This window comes from Paenibacillus sp. NEAU-GSW1 (genome assembly GCF_009737085.1).
Taxonomy (GTDB): domain Bacteria; phylum Bacillota; class Bacilli; order Paenibacillales; family Paenibacillaceae; genus Pristimantibacillus.
Genome location: NZ_WOVL01000001.1, coordinates 225,813 through 243,931 on the forward strand (window position 1 = coordinate 225,813; position 18,119 = coordinate 243,931).

Sequence of the window (18,119 nt, forward strand, 5' to 3'; positions counted from 1 at the left end):
TTCTTTGTCTAGATAGGGAATAATGGTTAGCAGTTTTTCAAACATTATTCATAAATGAGGACATACAGCTTGTCGAACTATGCTATAATAACAGTTGACAAACGTTGAAACGATAAAGTAAGTCTTTTGATCTTAACAAAAATTTTAAATAGAAATTCAAAAAGTTCAGTTTATAAAAACTTCCGCGGTCGAACCTCATCGAAGGACTTCGATAAGAGTTTTTCTCAATAACTACTAAGAAAGGCAGGTGATCGCGCATGCACATTATCGTAGTCGGATTGAACTATAAGACCGCTCCCGTCGAAGTGAGGGAACGATTCGCAATTGCGGAGAAAGAGCTTCCGCAAGCATTGGCCCAGTTGAAGCAGACCAGCAGCATTATGGAATGTGTCATTGTGGCGACCTGCAATCGGACCGAATTGTATGCGGTAGTCGATCGGCATCATTTGTGCGGGCATTACATCCGCAGTTTCATGGAGCAATGGTTCAAGCTGCCTAGACAGCAGTTTACGAATCATCTTTATATGTACGAGGATGAGAAGGCGATTGAGCATTTGATGCGCGTAACGAGCGGACTCGACTCGATGGTCATTGGCGAAACGCAAATTTTAGGGCAGGTGAAGGACGCTTTCGCGCTCGCTCAGCAATTGAAGACGACAGGCACCCTGTTTAACATGCTGTTTAAACAATCGATTACAATGGCGAAGCACGCGCATACCGAAACGACGATCGGCGAGTCGGCCGTATCGGTCAGTTATGCAGCGGTTGAATTGGGAAAACGGATTTTTGGCCATTTCAATAAGAAGACGGTTATGATTATCGGCGCCGGAGAGACTGGCGAATTGACGGCTAAGCATCTGTATGCGAACGGAGCGAGCAAAGTGATCGTCGTAAACCGTACGTTCGAGCGCGCCGCGCAGTTAGCCGATAAATTCAATGGCATTGCTTGCTCGATGGACGAAGCGGGCGACATGCTTCATGAAGCGGATATCATTATTAGCTCGACTGGCGCTGAGGGCTATGTGCTTGACCGCCATATGGTCGCCGCAGCGATGAAACGGCGCAAATCGAAGCCGTTGTTTATGATAGACATTGCCGTTCCGCGCGATTTAGATCCTTCTATTGCCGCAGTGGAAAACGTCTTTTTGTACGATATCGATGATCTTGAAGGCATTGTCGAAAGCAATTTGGAACAGCGCCGAAAGGAGGCTGCCAAAATCGAATCGATGATTGAGCAAGAAATCGAGGCATTTGCGCAATGGTATCGGACGCTGGGCGTCGTTCCGCTTATCCGCGCTCTTCAGACGAAGGCGGCTGATATTCACGAGGAAACGATGCACAGCATGCGAAATAAACTTCCCGACCTGGATGAGCATGAGCTTAAAGTCATAAGCAAGCTGACTAAAAGCATTGTCAATCAAATGATGCAGGATCCGATATTGCGAATCAAAGAGATGGCGGGCGAGAAGCATTCAGACGAAGCGATGGAAATGTTTGTGAAGCTGTTTGCGCTTGAGGAACAGCTTGCTCATGTGAAGCAAGCCGAGAAGAATGCGGCTTCGGATTCCAATTCCGTGGCGGAAGCTGCGAAAGCCAAATCGCTTTCGCGAGCAAGTGCGCCGACGCTCATCCGTTACTAGATGTTAGGCAAGTGGAGGCGTTTATGGGAACGCAAAACTGGTTGTATGACACAATAATTTATATGTACGCCCTGAGCCTTCTGTTTTATTTCTCCGATTTCATGGACGCGAACCGGAGAGCGAAACGGATTGGAGCAGGGCTCCTTATTTTTGTATGGATATTGCAAACTGCGTTTCTTGTCATTCGAGTAGCGACTCATTTGGAAGTGACGGCGATATCGGCCTTTGAATATTGGTTGGGATTCTCATGGCTGCTCGTCACGATTTCGCTTGTAATAAGCCGTTTCTTTAAAATCGAATTTATTGTTTTTCTAGTCAATCTTGTCGGGTTTGCCGTTCTGGCGCTTAATTTATACAGCAACCCGGGCGATAAAGCGGGCTTTGCGCTGTCGGCTACGATGAGGGAAATGCTTTTCGTACATATTAGTCTTATTTTGTGCGCATATGCCTCGTTGACAGTCGGGTCCATATTTGCAGGCATGTATTTGTTTCTTCATAAGCAATTGAAGGGGAAACGGTGGACTAAATATATTCGCCGTTTCCCGAGCCTGGAGACGATCGAACGCTACTCGGACAGAGCGATTATAATCGGCGTCCCGCTGCTTGCGATGTCGTTGTCGGTGGCGGTAACGATGCTGCTCGTCGAAGGGGAAATGTCGCTGCTGCTTGACTGGAAGGTGCTTTCGTCCTTTGCGGCGCTGATTATGTACATTATCTATGTTGTGCAGCGGGCGATTTTGAACCGTCCTGGAACACAATTGGCGCGCTTGCATTTGGCTGCATTTCTCGTTCTTATTCTTAATTTATTATCCAATACATTATCCGCTTTCCATTGAGCCTAAGGAAAAGGAGGCTTTCCTGATGAACGGCTTTTTTCCGGTAATGCTTCAGCTTCGCGGCGAGCGGGTTGTTGTTGTCGGCGGCGGTCGAGTGGCCGAGAGAAAAACGTTGTCGCTTCTTGAGGCTGGAGCGGACGATGTTCTCTTGATAAGCCCTATGCTGACGCCTCGCTTGCGCGCATTGGCTAATGAGGCAATGATCAGAACGTTGGAACGGGAATACATCATAGAGGACATCGCCGGTGCCAGGCTTGTATTTGCAGCGGCGGACAGTCCGGAATTAAATGGGAAGGTTGCGGAGGATGGAAGGCGGATTGGCGCTTGGGTCAATACGGCGGATGATGCGAGCCGCTCAAGCTTTGTCAGCCCGTCCGTTGTCAGGCGAGGAGATTTGCTGATCGCCGTTTCCGCTTTAGGCGCCAGCCCGGCTCTGTCTATGCGCATCAAGCGGGAGCTTGAGGAACGATACGGACCGGAATACGGGAAAGCTGCCGAACGGCTCAGAAGGCTTCGGGAGCGGACCAAATCAGTGATTAAGGATGCGGCAGAACGAGAAACGCTGCTTCGGCTGGCTGCAGCGGAGGCGCCTCATTTCAAGATGGAAGAAGACGACGAAGCATGGCTTGCCCGCCTTCGCAAGCTGATTACGGAAGGATGAACAATTGACAAATGGGAACTATGAACACTAAACATCGGACGATTGTAGTCGGCACCAGACAAAGCGCGCTTGCGCTCACGCAGACGGGGCAAGTCATTGATGAGCTGAAACGTATAAGCGATAAGCATGGCCTCGGCTATTCTTTTGAAGTCCGCAAAATTGTTACGAAGGGCGACCGTATTCTCGATGTTACGTTGTCCAAGGTTGGCGGCAAAGGACTGTTTGTGAAAGAAATCGAACAAGCGCTTATTGAAGGCGATATCGATTTGGCGGTGCACAGCATGAAGGACATGCCTTATGAACTGCCGGAAGGCTTGATGAACGGCGCAATTCCGAAACGCGTCGATCCGCGGGACTGCCTTATTATGAAGGATGGCGGGTCCTTGGACGATTTGCCTCATGGCGCTAAGATCGGCACGAGCAGCTTGCGCCGTTCCTGCCAGCTGAAAAATGCAAGGCCTGACTTGCAGCTGGAGTCGATTCGCGGCAATATCGATTCGCGTATCCGCAAGCTCGATACGGAAGGCTTTGATGCGATTGTGCTTGCCGCCGCCGGGATGACCCGGATGGGCTGGCAGGATCGGATTTCGGCGACGATACCGGTCGATGTGTCCATTCCGGCAGTCGGCCAAGGAGCGCTTGGCATAGAATGCCGCGAGGACGATGCGGGCGTTCGCGAGCTTCTGGCATTATTTAACGATGAAGAGACGGAACTGGCTGTTCGAGCGGAGCGGAGCTTTCTTGGCGCGTTGAACGGCGGCTGTCAAATTCCGATTGGCGCCTACGCAACGGTTCAAAAAGTCGAGAACGGAGAAGTTTCGCTCGAGTTAACGGGCATGGTCGGCTCGCCGGACGGATCGGTATTGCTGAAAGAAATGCTAAAGGGGACAGATCCAGAGAAGCTCGGATTAGATGTCGCGGCAGCTTTGTCGGCAAGAGGAGCGGATCGGATTTTGGCGGAAATCGGGGGATAGCGATGGATACAGGTAGAGGAAAGTCAGGCGATAAGGGTGTCGTCTATTTGGTAGGTGCGGGTCCGGGCGATCCAAAGCTTATTACCGTACGCGGTCTGGAATGCTTGAAGCGCTGCGATGTCGTCGTCTATGACCGGCTGGCGAGCCCGAGGCTGCTCCGATATTTGAAACCGGATGCGCAAAAAATATATGTCGGCAAGCTGCCTGACCGCCATACGATGAAGCAGGAGGAAATCAATCAGCTGCTTGTCGACTTGGCGCTTGAAGGAAAGACGGTCACAAGGCTTAAGGGCGGCGATCCGACGATTTTTGGACGGGTTGGCGAGGAAGCTGAATTGCTCCGCGATAACGGCATCGAATATGAAATTGTTCCTGGCATTACGTCGGCAATTGCAGTTCCGGCTTATGCAGGCATACCGGTAACGCACCGTGATTTGGCTTCCTCCTTGTCGATTGTGACCGGACATGAGAGTCCGGACAAGCTGGACCGTTCGATTCATTGGGATAAAGTGACGAACGCGACGGGCACTCTTATTTTTCTAATGGGCGTAGCCAAAATCGGCTATATTGCCGAGCAGCTTATTCGCCACGGCAAGAGGCCGGATACGCCTGTTGCTCTTATCCGCTGGGGAACGCGGGTGGAGCAGCGGACCATTGTCGGCACGCTGGAGTCGATTGAGCGGATCGTAAAAGAAGCTGGCTTTCAACCGCCTGCAGTTATCGTCGTCGGAGATGTCGTCCTGCAGCGCGAGAAGCTGCAATGGTACGAGCGAAAGCCGCTATTTGGCGTACGGGTGCTCGTTACGCGCGCGCGCGCGCAGGCAAGCGAGCTCGCTGATCGAATTGAAGAGCTCGGCGGAGAGCCGGTTGAGTATCCGGTTATTGAAATAGGCGAGCCGACTGATGCCGCTGCTGTGCAAGCGATCGAATCAGCGCTCGATATGGCCGAACAATACGATTGGATCTTTTTCACGAGCGTCAACGGAGTCGAGTACTTTTTCCGCTGGCTTCGCAGCTGCAATATCGATATTCGCCGCTTTCACCGTGCGCGAATCGCAGCGGTCGGCCCTAAGACCGCGGAGGCGCTTATCGCCCGCGGCCTGACGGTTGAAGAGCTTCCTGCCAAGTTTCAGGCGGAGGGAATGCTCGAACAGCTCGACAGCGAATTGAAGCCAGGGCAAAAAGCGCTTCTGCCACGCGGCGACCTCGCCCGCGAAGTGCTGCCTCGCGAGCTGAAGGCGCGCGGGCTGGAGGCGGTTCAAGCGGACGTCTATCAAACATCGGTTGCCGATCATCAGGACGAGCTTGCGCTGGAGTGGATACGTGATCGGGAAATTCATGCCGTGGCGTTTACAAGCTCCTCAACCGTAACTAACCTGTTCGAAGTTTTGCGGAGGAACGGGATCGACGATCCGGCAGAAGCGTTGGCTGGCGTTGACATCGTCTCGATCGGACCGCTGACAACAGCAACCGCTGTTAAGGCCGGATTGCAAGTAACTGTGGAGCCTGAAGAGGCGACTATAGACGCGCTGGTTGAAGCGCTCGTCCGCCATCAGGCGAATGGACGCGGACTGCTCTAGTGTTATGCGATATCTGGTTTTTATAACCTATTGTTAGAATGAAATGGTCAAAACAGCAAAAGTGCAGTTTTCTAAGATAGTAAAAGCGTATCCTTGTGAAGCAAAGTTTGGCTTCGCAAAACTTTTTAGGAGGAATCAACATGGCGTTTCCAATCGTTAGAAACCGCAGATTGCGCCAATCGGCTGCGATGCGCAACCTGGTTCGGGAAACCGTACTGACGGCCAACGACTTTATATATCCGATCTTTGTCACCTGCGGAACGAACATTAAGGAAGAGATCGGCTCGATGCCGGGCGTTTACCACTTGTCGATGGATTTGCTTGAGGCGGAAATCCGTGATATCGTGTCGCTGGGCATTCAAGCGATTATGCTGTTTGGCGTACCGCAGCACAAAGATGAAGAAGGGACTTCGGCTTACGATCCGAACGGCATCGTTCAAGAAGCGACTCGCGCGATCAAGAAGTGGGCGCCTGAGCTGATCGTTATGGCGGATACTTGCCTATGCCAATTTACCGATCACGGCCATTGCGGCGTCGTGCATGTGCATGAAGCGACGGGAACGGCTGTCGTCGACAATGATGCATCGCTGACGCTTCTTGTGCGTACCGCCGTATCGCAAGCAGAGGCGGGAGCGGATGTCATTGCGCCCTCGAACATGATGGACGGCTTCGTAGCCGCCATTCGCGACGGTTTGGATGAAGCGGGTTACTCGCACGTTCCGATTTTGTCCTATTCCGTTAAATACGCTTCGGCATTCTACGGTCCATTCCGTGAAGCGGCGCATTCCGCGCCTCAATTTGGAGACCGCAAAACGTATCAAATGGATCCAGCCAACGCCCGCGAGGCGCTCCGCGAAGCGGAATCCGACGTTGTTGAAGGCACGGATATGCTGATGGTTAAGCCTGCGCTTGCTTATCTTGATATCGTAAGACAGCTGAAAGAAAGCTTTGATCTTCCGGTCGTCGCCTATAACGTAAGCGGAGAATATTCGATGGTGAAGGCGGCTTCAGCGAACGGCTGGATTGATGAGAAGAACGTAGTTCTCGAAACATTGACCGGCATGAAACGGGCTGGCGCCGATTTGATCATTACTTACCACGCGAAGGATGCTTCCCGTTGGCTGAGAGGAGAACAGTAAGCGATGAGCGAGCAAATTGGGAGAAACCAAGACGTGCGGTCCAGAGAAGCTTTTGAACGGGCCAAAAAAGTGCTCCCCGGGGGCGTTAACAGCCCGGTCCGCGCATTTAAATCCGTTGGCTTGACGCCTGTGTACATGGAGCGCGGACAAGGAAGCCGCGTTTATGATATCGATGGCAACAGTTACATCGACTATGTCGGCTCCTGGGGTCCGCTCATTATGGGGCATGCCCATCCGGAAGTTATTGAAGCGATCAAGCAGACCGCTGAGAAGGGAACGAGCTTTGGCGCACCGACCGAACTGGAGACGCTCATGGCCGAGCTCGTCTGCGAGCGCGTCCCGTCTGTAGACATCGTTCGTATGGTCAACTCCGGCACGGAAGCGACAATGAGCGCGCTTCGCCTTGCTCGCGGCTATACGAAGCGAAGCATGATTTTAAAATTTGAAGGTTCCTACCACGGACATGCGGACAGCTTGCTAATCAAAGCGGGCTCGGGTGTCGCAACGCTGGGGTTGCCGGACAGTCCGGGAGTTCCGGAAGGCGTCGCTTCGCAAACCATTACCGTTCCTTACAACGACATTGAATCTGTAAAGTTGGCGTTTGAGAAGTTCGGTGAGCAGATCGCCTGTGTAATCGTTGAACCGATTGCGGGCAATATGGGTGTCGTTCCGCCGCTCCCTGGCTTTTTGCAAGGACTCCGCGATATTACGAATAAATATGGCAGCTTGCTTATTTTTGACGAGGTTATGACCGGTTTCCGGGTTAATTATCAATGCGCGCAAGGCCTGTTTGGCATTACGCCGGACTTGACTTGTTTCGGCAAAGTCATCGGCGGCGGCTTGCCAGTCGGCGCTTATGGCGGCAAACGGGAAATTATGGAGATGATTGCTCCCAGCGGTCCGATCTATCAGGCGGGAACTTTGTCGGGAAATCCGCTGGCTATGGCTGCCGGGTACACGACATTGAAGCTGCTGACTCCTGAAGTATACGAGCTTCTTGAACGGCAAGCGGTCAGACTGCAGCTCGGCTTCGAGGCGAATGCAAGCAAGCATGGCATCGCAACGACGATTAACCGTGTCGGCTCGATGGTTTGTCCATTCTTTACCGATAAAACCGTCATTAACTTTGAAACGGCGAAAACATCGGATTTGGAGCGGTTCAAAGCATATTTCGCCGCAATGCTTAACCTTGGCGTCAGCATCGCGCCTTCGCAATTTGAAGGCATGTTCGTCTCGGCAGTCCATTCGGATGAGGATATCGACGCGACGATCGAAGCTCACGATAAAGCACTTGGAAGACTGTAACGGACAGCGATAGAGCATACGCGCTCTATCGCTTTCTTTGTTTATACTGTATATAAGGAAAGGAGTTTGAAGGACAACTATGTTGGAGTTTCCTCGATATGCAAGAGAAGGACAGTGGCTGACAATGGAGCGCAAAGCGTTGGAACGGTTTGGAGACGCGCCGGAGTCGGGGACGCATCCGCATGCGGTACGGCAATGGTTAATAGTGCATGCTCCTTTTCCAGCAAAATGGGTGAATCGGCTCTTCTCCGTTGGCGGAATCCGCTGGCGGGAGCATTCACTTCAACTGCTTGCTTTTCCGCAGGCAGACGGAGCGAAGGAGCATCTTCGAGCGGGATTAGCCGCATGTGATATAATTCCGCCAGTTCTGTATGAGGATGATTTTTGTGCCGTATTCCACAAGCCGGCCGGCATGGCTGTTCACGAATCGCGGCCTGGCGAGGGAGGAACGCTGGACGATGCGGCTGCCCGCTATATGCAGATGAAAGACGATCCGCTGCCTATGCGCCATATTCATCGCCTGGATGACGATACTTCAGGTCCGGTGCTTTATTCAAAAAATGATTTGGCGCAATTGCTGCTGGACGACGCAATGCGCGAGAAGCGGATAGACCGCCGTTATATCGCTGTCGTTCACGGCCGACTCGCAAAGCAATCCGGAACTGTAAATGCGCCAATCGGAAAAGACAGGCATCATCCGTCGCGCCGGCGGGTCGCACCCGGCGGAGATACGGCTGTGACGCACTACGAACGGGTTGAAATAATTGGCAATGCGTCCATTGTACGTCTCCGATTGGAGACAGGACGGACGCATCAAATTCGGGTTCATATGAGCCATCTAGGCTATCCATTGATTGGCGATGCGCTTTACGGCGGCGACCCAAGGCTGCTTGGGCATCAGGCGCTGCACGGCGAGAAGCTTGTTTTTACCCACCCGTGGACAAGTCAGTTGATCGAAGCAAATGCCCCTGAGCCGGACTGGCTTCGGCAATTGCGCGACAAGCTTGCCTCTCGCAAAAAATGATAGTCATGCCCACTCTCTCCTTGCCATATAAATATTAGGGAATGTAAAAGTAGCCCAAGCATTCACAATTGGGAGGGAGGACTTAAGCGTGACAGATCAATCGAGAGGATTGCGTTTTGATGTGTATGAGCGCATTCATTTGCCGGATGAAGTTGCAGCCATCGACGAGCTGGAGGAGATTGAGCTAGTTCCCCGCATACAAGTCATCGAGCAGGACGACCACGCTGTGTTAAAGGGGCAGCTTCTTCTTACGGGCGTTTACCGCGGTCAAACTGAGGCTGCGCATTTGCAGACGCTCGAGCATTGGATTCCGGTTGAAATTACGCTTCCGCTAAATCGAATTTCGAGGCTTGACGAAATTTCTGTCGAGATCGACAACTTCGATGTCGACCTGCTGTCGGCGCGAACGCTGAATATTACCGGCGTTTTATCGCTTCGCGGTATTTTGGTGGAGCCGTTGCCGGAAGCGGAGGAGGCTTGGCGAGAAGAGCCGATTACAGTTGTTCACGAGCGCCAGGCTGACGAGGTCGATGCCTTTGCGAATGAGGCCGCAGAGCAGGACGAGGAAGAAGAAACGGTAGACGAGGCTGAAAGCGACGAAGAGGAACGGGAAGAAGCCGAAGAGTCTGATGAGGAAGAGGAGCAGTCTGATTATGAGTATGAGGAGGAGGATCAAGAGGCTGATGCAGCGGTAACGATATCAGCTTCGCCGCGCGATTCCGGCTGGTCGGCTTCGCAGTGGTTCGAATCCAATCAGCCGCCTCAAGCGTATCAGCCTTTTGCGGAAGCGGCTCCTATACCGGAGGCTCGGGATTATACTTATGCGCCGCAGCAAGCTGCTGAGGATCATTGGATCAGCAACGCTCAGCCTGAGGCCGAACAAACGATTGAGGCTGGGTTCGAGTCTGCGGCGTGGCAGCAGGAACAAGCGGAGGATCAGGAACGCGAAGAGGAATGGTTTGCTCCCGTCGAGGCAGTCGTTGAAAAGGAAGAAGCGGAAAAGCAGGAGCTGCGCATCGGCTTTGGGAGCAAACAGCCTTCGGGCGATCCGGATCAAGCCGCGAACGTTGGGCTATTGACGCTGCTGCAAACCAGCAAGCGGGAGCAAGCAGCACGCCAAGCGGCGGAACAATTTGCGGCGCAGCAGTCGGTCGAACATTCGAAATCGCAGCAGCACGGCGAGGAAATTGAGTGGAAAAGCTTGTTTCTCGGAAAGCAAGCGGATGAGCAGGAGTTTCGTAAAATCCGCGTATGCATCGTGCAGCGGGATGAAACGCTGGAGTCGATTGCCATTCGTTACAGTATGAATCCGCGCGAAATTTTGTTGCATAACGGCTTGCTTGAGTCTGCCGTTTCGGAAGGGCAGCTGCTGTATATTCCATAAGCGCTAAGCGCATTTAGTCGGAAGAACCGGACCGGTGAGGCAGCGCCTCGCAGGTTCGGTTCTTTATTGAGCTTTTACTGCTGTGCGGGAATGTTGATCTTGCATTTGTACGGTATAGGCGGTGGCCTTGGCGATTATTAAATTCCGTTAACTTGACACCTTTTTGAGGGTTGCTATATTGTAATAATGAACTGCGCCATTTCGCCATTTCGCGGAATGAGGCAAGTCAAATTTATTACAGATGAACAGATGGAGGTAATGATTGTGAAGTTTTTTATCGATACAGCTAACGTGGCAGATATTCAAAAAGCCTACAAAATCGGCGTATTGTCCGGCGTTACGACGAACCCGTCGCTCGTTGCCAAAGAAGGCGTGAAATTTGAAGATCGTATTGAAGAAATTTTGAAGCTTGTACCGGAGGTTGAATCCGTATCGGCTGAAGTAACGCCAAATGCGATTACGGCTGAACAAATGATCGCCGAAGCGGATGAGCTGATAAAAATTAATAACGGCGATAAAAATATTACGATCAAGCTCCCAATGACGCTGGCTGGTCTTGAGGCTTGCCGCTACTTGACGAAAAAAGGCGTAAAAACAAACGTTACGCTCATCTTCACCGTTAACCAAGCGCTCCTCGCAGCTCGTGCAGGCGCTACTTACGTATCGCCATTCCTTGGCCGTTTGGACGATATTTCCGAAGACGGCGTATTGCTTGTAGCGAAAATCGCCGAACTGTTCCGCGTGCACAACCTGGATTCGCAAATTATTGCAGCGTCGGTTCGCCATCCTGACCATGTTACTCGCGTTGCAATGGCAGGCGCTCATATTGCTACAATTCCATTCAGCGTTATCGAGCAGTTATCGAAGCATCCGCTGACGGATCAAGGTTTGGAGAAGTTCGCGGCTGACTGGGCGAAAGCGCCGAAAGTATAAGCGACGCTTTCTGCAATCAATTCAAAAAGACGTCTGGCCGAGTTTGCTATTTGAAGCAAAACGGACAAGACGTCTTTTTGATTTAATGATTGTTGAGAAACTGTAACCTCGTTGACGAGCGCTGCGCAGCAAGTCATGACATCATTCGCTGCAGCCGGTCTTGCATTGGCGTTGCAGGCGTACTTTTCGGATTCCTTTTGACGAAGCCGAAAAACAGCGACGCTGAAGGAGCGGAAAAACTTGAGATGCAAATGATGATGGGCGGACATTAATGCAGACAATAGTCAACAAAAGTTGACTTTCCCCGGCAAGTTCGATAAAATATTGTATATCTATCTTTATCGACGTTGAAGGGGAAGCGTTAGCAGTCAAGCCTTCAGAGAGCGGATCCGTTGCGCTGAGAGGTTCCGCAGGATGTTGCTGTAACTAGTCGCCCTGGAGTTGTTTGAATGATGCGGGTTCACCCGTTAATTCAAGCCGGCCGCAGCCGTTATCTGTTTCGAGTGCCGCGCTAATTGCGAAAGTGATTGTGCGGAACAAAGGTGGTACCACGGAAGCTAAACCTTTCGTCCTTTGCTATAAGGGCGGAAGGTTTTTTTGCGTTTCGACAGATAGAAACACCAACCAATTGCAATCGGCTTTGCTCGTAAAACCATACAAGCTTACGAAGCAAAGTTTTGAAATGACAATGAAGGGATAGCAACGAAGGGAAAGGATGAACTGGAGGAGCGATAGCGTCCGCCTTTGTTTTCGGATTTCAACGGTTAAGAAAAGATAAATAAATGAAATCCGAAAACAACAGCGGCCGGAAGCCCATCCTTTCTCGCAATGGCGGTCAACCCCGCATGTTATGCACGAAGCAAGTTTTGCTTCGCAAAACTAAGCGTATGCTTACGAAGCAAGTTTTGCTTCGCAAAACTAAGCGTATGCTTACGAAGCAAGTTTTGCTTCGCAAAACTAAGCGTATGCTTACGAAGCAAGTTTTGCTTCGCAAAACTTTTAGGAGGATGAATTTAATGGCTGAAAACCAAACGACGCCGGCTATGCCGACAACTTATGATCCGAAAGCCGCTGAACAAAAGTGGTACGACTTTTGGAAGCAAGGACAATTTTTTAAAGCAGGCAACCGTCCGGATGCCGAACCTTACACCATTGTTATTCCGCCGCCGAACGTAACGGGCATGCTCCACATCGGCCATGCGCTCGACTTTACGCTGCAGGATATTCTCGTTCGCACGAAGCGGATGCAAGGTTATGATACGTTATGGCTGCCAGGTACAGACCATGCGGGCATTGCGACGCAGACGAAGGTTGAGCAAAAGCTGCGCGAGCAAGGAATTTCTCGTCATGATCTCGGACGCGAAGCGTTTCTCGAGAAAGTGTGGGAATGGAAAGACCAGTATGCGAATACGATTCGCGATCAATGGTCCAAAATGGGCCTGTCGCTGGACTATACCAGAGAACGTTTTACGCTGGACGAAGGACTTTCTCAAGCGGTGCGCGAAGTATTCGTTCGTCTTTATGAGAAAGGGCTTATCTATCGCGGCAAAAAAATTATTAACTGGGATCCGGCTGCCCGTACAGCTTTGTCCGATATTGAAGTTGAGTACAAGGAGCTGAACGGCCATCTGTACCATTTGCAATATCCGCTCAAAGACGGCAGCGGCTTCATTACGGTTGCTACGACTCGTCCAGAGACGATGCTTGGAGATACGGCTGTCGCTGTTCATCCGGAAGACCCGCGCTATAAGCATCTCATCGGCCAAATGATCGTATTGCCGGTTGTCGGCCGCGAAATTCCGATTATCGGCGACGAGTATGTTGAAAAGGAATTCGGGTCCGGCGCGGTGAAAATTACGCCAGCGCATGATCCTAACGATTTCGAGGTAGGCCTTCGTCACAACCTTCCGCAAATTATCGTCATGGACGAAACTGGAACGATGAACGATCAAGCAGGCCCTTATGCAGGCCTTGACCGCGCGGAATGCCGCAAGCAGCTTGTTAAGGATTTGCAGGAGCAGGGCGTTTGCATCCGCATCGAGGACCATGTTCATCAGGTAGGCCACAGCGAGCGCAGCGGCGCTGTTGTTGAGCCGTATTTGTCGACGCAATGGTTTGTAGCAATGAAGCCGCTCGCAGAGCGTGCGATCGAAGCGCAAAAATCAGGCAATGGCGTCAACTTCGTACCGGATCGATTCGAAAAAATTTATTTGCACTGGATTGAAAACGTACGCGATTGGTGTATCTCCCGCCAGCTCTGGTGGGGCCACCGCATCCCGGCTTGGTATTGCGAGTCTTGCGGTGAAATGCATGTAGCTCGCGAGGACGTTGCGGCTTGTCCTTCCTGCGGCAGCGCAGAGCTTAAACAAGATAACGATGTTCTCGATACATGGTTCAGTTCGGCGCTTTGGCCGTTCTCGACGCTTGGCTGGCCGGAAAAAGCGGAGGACTTTAACCGTTTCTATCCAACCAACGTGCTCGTAACCGGCTATGACATCATCTACTTCTGGGTAGCGCGGATGATCTTTACGGCGCTTGAGTTTACTGATCAAATTCCGTTCAAGGACGTGCTCATTCATGGTCTCGTACGCGATGCGGATGGCCAAAAAATGTCCAAATCGCTAGGCAACGGCGTTGATCCGATCGATGTTATCGAGAATTACGGCGCAGATGCGATGCGTTATATGATTTCGACCAGCAGCACGCCGGGCCAAGATTTGCGTTACCGAATCGAGAAGGTTGAACAGGCCCGCAACTTCGCCAACAAAATTTGGAATGCGTCACGCTTTGCGCTCATGAATTTGGAGGGCGTTCAAGCTGCGGACATTAACATCAATGTTGAGCTCGGCACGGCAGACCGCTGGATTTTGCATCGGTTGAACGAAACGGTTCGCGATGTAACGCGCTTGATCGACAGCTATGAATTCGGCGAAACAGGCCGATTGCTCTATAACTTCATTTGGGACGATCTTTGCGATTGGTACATCGAGTTTGCTAAGCTGAATCTGTACGGCAGCGACGCAGCGACGAAAAAGGCGACGCAATCGGTTCTTGCCTATGTGCTGGACCGGACGCAGCGACTGATTCATCCGTTCATGCCGTTCATCAGCGAAGAAATTTGGCAGCACCTGCCTCATGAAGGCGATTCGATTACGGTTGCGGCTTGGCCGGTATACGATGCATCGCTTGAGGCGCCGGAAGCGGTCAAGGAAATGGAACTGCTGATGGACATGATTCGTTCTGTCCGCAACGTTCGCGCCGAAGTGAACGTGCCAATGAGCAAAAAAATCGAGCTGCTGATCAAGCCTTCGGATGCGCAGACAGAAGCGCTGCTGAAACGCAATGAGGAGTTTATTGTACGCTTCTGCGGCACTTCGAAGCTCGAAATCGGCCATGGCCTTGCTGCCCCGGACAAAGCGATGACAGCGATCGTTACAGGAGCGGAGCTATACTTGCCGCTCGCAGGCTTGATCGATATTTCGCAAGAAATCGCCCGTCTCGAGAAAGAGCTTGCAACGCTGAACAGCGAAGTGGAGCGCGTTGAGAAGAAGCTTAGCAATACTGGCTTCGTAGCGAAAGCGCCGGAGAAAGTTATTGAAGAAGAAAAAGCGAAAATGAACGATTACGCAGATAAGCGCGATAAAGTGCTGGCAAGAATAGCAGAACTGAAAAGCTAAGGAGTGGCGTTGAGCTCCGCTCCTGATGTCATGCCCAAAGATCCTGATGTCAAGAAAGAAGGAACAGCAATTGAACGATAACAATGCGTTAGCTGGACAGGACGGCGGACTTCAATCGTATGCAGAAGCAGTCGATTGGATCAACAGTCTTATTCCGTTCGGCATTCGGCCGGGCCTGGACCGGATCGCCAAGCTGCTTGAGCTGCTTGGCAATCCGCATCGCCGGTTAAAGTTTATTCATATCGCCGGCACGAACGGCAAGGGATCGGTCAGCGCTTTTCTGACTAGCGTGTTGATCAAGAGCGGCTATGATGTCGGAACGTTTACTTCGCCTTATATCACGAAGTTTACGAACCGTTTTCAATACAATGGCGAAGACATTGAAGAAGAAACGCTTCTGCAGCTGTCCAATACGCTAAAGCCGCTGGTCGAGGCCATTGCGGAAACGGAGCTAGGCTCGCCGACGATGTTCGAGGTAGCGACGGCATTGGCTATTTTATTCTATGCGACTGTAAAATTCCCGGATTATGTCGTTTGGGAAACCGGACTTGGCGGCAGGCTGGATGTGACCAATATAGTGACGCCGGTTATCAGCGTCATTACGAATGTCGGTCACGACCATCTGGAGCGGCTTGGCGGCACGCTTGCCAATGTGGCGAAAGAGAAATCAGGCATCATCAAGTCCGGCGTACCCGTTGTAAGTGCCGTTACACAGCCTGAAGTCGTGGAAATCGTCAAACAAAAGGCTGCGGAGATGAAAAGCACGCTTTATCTCCTCGGCGAGCAGTTTAATTATAACGAGCTGTCGGCTAAGGAAAATGAGCAAAGCTTCCGATTTGACGGCTTGTTCCGCTCGATCGAGCCGCTTTCCATATCGCTGAATGGCGCGCATCAGCAGACGAATGCGGCGGTTGCCGTTATGACGCTGGAGGTTCTGCGCCAATATTACGCCCTCATCGTTGACGATGAGGCTCTTGCAGAAGGACTGCGGGAAGCCGCATGGCCAGGACGGCTGGAGATAGTGTCGCAGTCGCCCCGCATTCTGGTAGATGGCGCCCACAATCCTGAAGGAGCGGAATCGCTCGTTCAAGCGTTGAGGACCATCTATCGTTATGATCGTTTACATCTCATGATGGGCATGCTGGAGAATAAGAATCATAGCGATGTTATTAAGCATATACTGCCAATAGTGGATACGATTATCGTGACCGAGCCTGACTATCGGCAAAAAAACGATGCAGAGTCGCTTGCGGCGCTCATCCGCAGCGAACGGTCCGTTGACGATTCATTTGAGCTCATCGTTGAGCCGGATTGGCAGACGGCGCTTCAGAAGCTTCAACAGCTTACCGGGGAATCAGACCTTGGGGTTGTTTCTGGATCGCTTTATTTAATAGCTGACGTTCGCTCCCGCATATTGTACAACTCGGATTCTGAAAAAGGTTGGTGAACCGTCTTTGAATACAGCAGAACATGTTCATTTCATTGGAATCGGCGGCTATGGCATGAGTGCTATCGCCCGCGTAATGCTCGAGATGGGCTATACGGTAACCGGTTCTGATGTCGCCCGTCAGGAATTGACGGAAAAGCTCGCAGCCAAAGGAGCACAAATTTTTATCGGCCATGAACCGGAGCATGTCAAAGGGGCGGATTTAGTCGTCTATTCCACAGCTCTTTCGAAGGATAACGTGGAACGGAAAGCTGCCGAGGAATTAAACATTCCGGTGCTTCACCGCGCTCAAATGCTGGCTAGAATTATGAACGCCGGCAAAGGAATTGCGGTAGCAGGAGCGCACGGCAAGACGACGACTTCCTCGATGATCGCGCTCGTTATGGAATCATGCAATGCCGACCCGACCTATATTATCGGCGGCGAGATTGTCAACGTCGGCACGAACGCGAAAGCCGGCAAGGGCGAATATGTAGTTGCGGAAGCGGATGAGAGCGACGGCTCATTTCTGCAGTATCATCCTGCAATGGCAATCGTTACGAACATCGAACCGGATCATCTTGAAAACTATGACGGCGATTTTGGCAAGCTTAAATCGGCTTACGTTCAGTTTCTAACGCAAGTAAAAACGGACGGCAAAGCGATCGTCTGCTCGGATGACGAGACTGTTGCCGAGATTTTGCCGCGCCTTGATAAAGGTACAGCTGCAAAGCTTATTACTTACGGCATTGATGGCGACGCGGAATATAAAGCGGAACGTATTGTGCTTGGCGATCGCAAAGTATCGTTTGACGTGACTCGAAGCGGGCAAAGGCTCGGCAGCGTAGAGCTTTCCGTTCCGGGACGGCATAACGTATACAATGCGCTTGCGACTGTCATTGCCTGCCTGGAGGCGGGGCTGTCCTTTGAAAACGTCGCGGAAGCGATTCAGCAATTCAGAGGAGCAAAGCGCCGTTTCCAAGTGCTCGGCGAGGTGAACGATATTCTTGTTATCGACGATTATGCGCATCATCCGACCGAAATTCAGGCGACGATCAGCGCAGCCAAAGCAACGGGCAAACGGATTGTTGCCGTCTTCCAGCCGCAGCGATATACGCGCACGTATTTCCTGCTGGATCAGTTCAGCCGGGCATTTCCGGAAGCGGATGAGGTTATTATTACCGACATCTACTCGCCTGCAGGCGAACAGCAGATTGAAGGCGTCAACTCTCGCAAACTTGTTGAGCTGATTCAATCGAACAGCAATGCGAATACGGCATACATTCCAACAAAAGAAGAAGTGCTCTCGCATCTTGAGGCGAAGGTCGCTCCGGGCGATCTCGTGATTACGATGGGAGCAGGCGATATTTGGAAAGTAGCCGACGCGCTCGCTAAGAAGCTCAAGGCGCAGGGCTAGCTAGAACCGAATAATTGATGTTGAAAACCGCGGGATGGACAGGAATGATGTCCTTTCCGCGGTTTATTTGTTTTGGAAGATTCATTCATAATTCTCTTAAATGTCTCATAGATTACGAGTAGA

At 51.5% G+C, this 18,119-nt stretch carries 14 protein-coding genes; all 14 read left to right on the top strand.

The annotated features are described in order from the left end of the window. Positions 1-257 precede the first annotated feature (257 nt). Positions 258-1,640, top strand: a complete 1,383-nt coding sequence (hemA, locus tag GOM71_RS00980) for a glutamyl-tRNA reductase (RefSeq protein ID WP_156277460.1) — start codon at positions 258-260, stop codon at positions 1,638-1,640. 23 nt (positions 1,641-1,663) lie between these two features. After that, on the top strand, positions 1,664-2,476 hold the full coding sequence (locus tag GOM71_RS00985; RefSeq protein WP_156277462.1) for a cytochrome C assembly family protein: 813 nt from the start codon (positions 1,664-1,666) through the stop codon (positions 2,474-2,476). 25 nt (positions 2,477-2,501) lie between these two features. Further along, positions 2,502-3,137, top strand: coding sequence for a precorrin-2 dehydrogenase/sirohydrochlorin ferrochelatase family protein (locus tag GOM71_RS00990; protein ID WP_156277464.1), 636 nt, complete (start codon positions 2,502-2,504; stop codon positions 3,135-3,137). A gap of 20 nt (positions 3,138-3,157) precedes the next feature. Next, entirely contained in the window at positions 3,158-4,111 is a 954-nt protein-coding gene (hemC, locus tag GOM71_RS00995; RefSeq protein ID WP_156277569.1) for a hydroxymethylbilane synthase, read from the top strand. 2 nt (positions 4,112-4,113) lie between these two features. Beyond that, positions 4,114-5,691, top strand: coding sequence for a uroporphyrinogen-III C-methyltransferase (cobA, locus tag GOM71_RS01000; RefSeq protein WP_156277472.1), 1,578 nt, complete (start codon positions 4,114-4,116; stop codon positions 5,689-5,691). A 140-nt stretch (positions 5,692-5,831) separates the two neighbouring features. Then, a complete protein-coding gene (hemB, locus tag GOM71_RS01005) occupies positions 5,832-6,830 on the top strand; it encodes a porphobilinogen synthase (RefSeq protein ID WP_156277476.1) in 999 nt (332 codons plus the stop codon). 3 nt (positions 6,831-6,833) lie between these two features. After that, on the top strand, positions 6,834-8,135 hold the full coding sequence (gene hemL / locus GOM71_RS01010) for a glutamate-1-semialdehyde 2,1-aminomutase (protein WP_156277482.1): 1,302 nt from the start codon (positions 6,834-6,836) through the stop codon (positions 8,133-8,135). A gap of 79 nt (positions 8,136-8,214) precedes the next feature. Beyond that, entirely contained in the window at positions 8,215-9,159 is a 945-nt protein-coding gene (locus GOM71_RS01015) for an RluA family pseudouridine synthase (protein ID WP_156277484.1), read from the top strand. An 88-nt stretch (positions 9,160-9,247) separates the two neighbouring features. Continuing rightward, a complete protein-coding gene (locus GOM71_RS24790; RefSeq protein ID WP_156277486.1) occupies positions 9,248-10,543 on the top strand; it encodes a LysM peptidoglycan-binding domain-containing protein in 1,296 nt (431 codons plus the stop codon). Between the two features lie 264 nt (positions 10,544-10,807). Next, on the top strand, positions 10,808-11,476 hold the full coding sequence (fsa, locus tag GOM71_RS01025) for a fructose-6-phosphate aldolase (protein WP_367649416.1): 669 nt from the start codon (positions 10,808-10,810) through the stop codon (positions 11,474-11,476). 92 nt (positions 11,477-11,568) lie between these two features. Beyond that, positions 11,569-11,748: a hypothetical protein gene (locus tag GOM71_RS23670; protein ID WP_173275007.1), complete on the top strand. Its 180-nt coding sequence runs from the start codon at positions 11,569-11,571 to the stop codon at positions 11,746-11,748. Between the two features lie 744 nt (positions 11,749-12,492). After that, a complete protein-coding gene (locus GOM71_RS01030; RefSeq protein ID WP_156277492.1) occupies positions 12,493-15,153 on the top strand; it encodes a valine--tRNA ligase in 2,661 nt (886 codons plus the stop codon). Positions 15,154-15,199: 46 nt separating this feature from the next. Beyond that, the gene (locus GOM71_RS01035; RefSeq protein WP_156277494.1) at positions 15,200-16,600 is read left to right on the top strand and encodes a bifunctional folylpolyglutamate synthase/dihydrofolate synthase; all 1,401 of its coding nucleotides are present in this window, start codon (positions 15,200-15,202) and stop codon (positions 16,598-16,600) included. A 7-nt stretch (positions 16,601-16,607) separates the two neighbouring features. Then, positions 16,608-17,996: a UDP-N-acetylmuramate--L-alanine ligase gene (murC, locus tag GOM71_RS01040; protein ID WP_156277496.1), complete on the top strand. Its 1,389-nt coding sequence runs from the start codon at positions 16,608-16,610 to the stop codon at positions 17,994-17,996. The last annotated feature ends 123 nt before the right edge of the window (positions 17,997-18,119 follow it).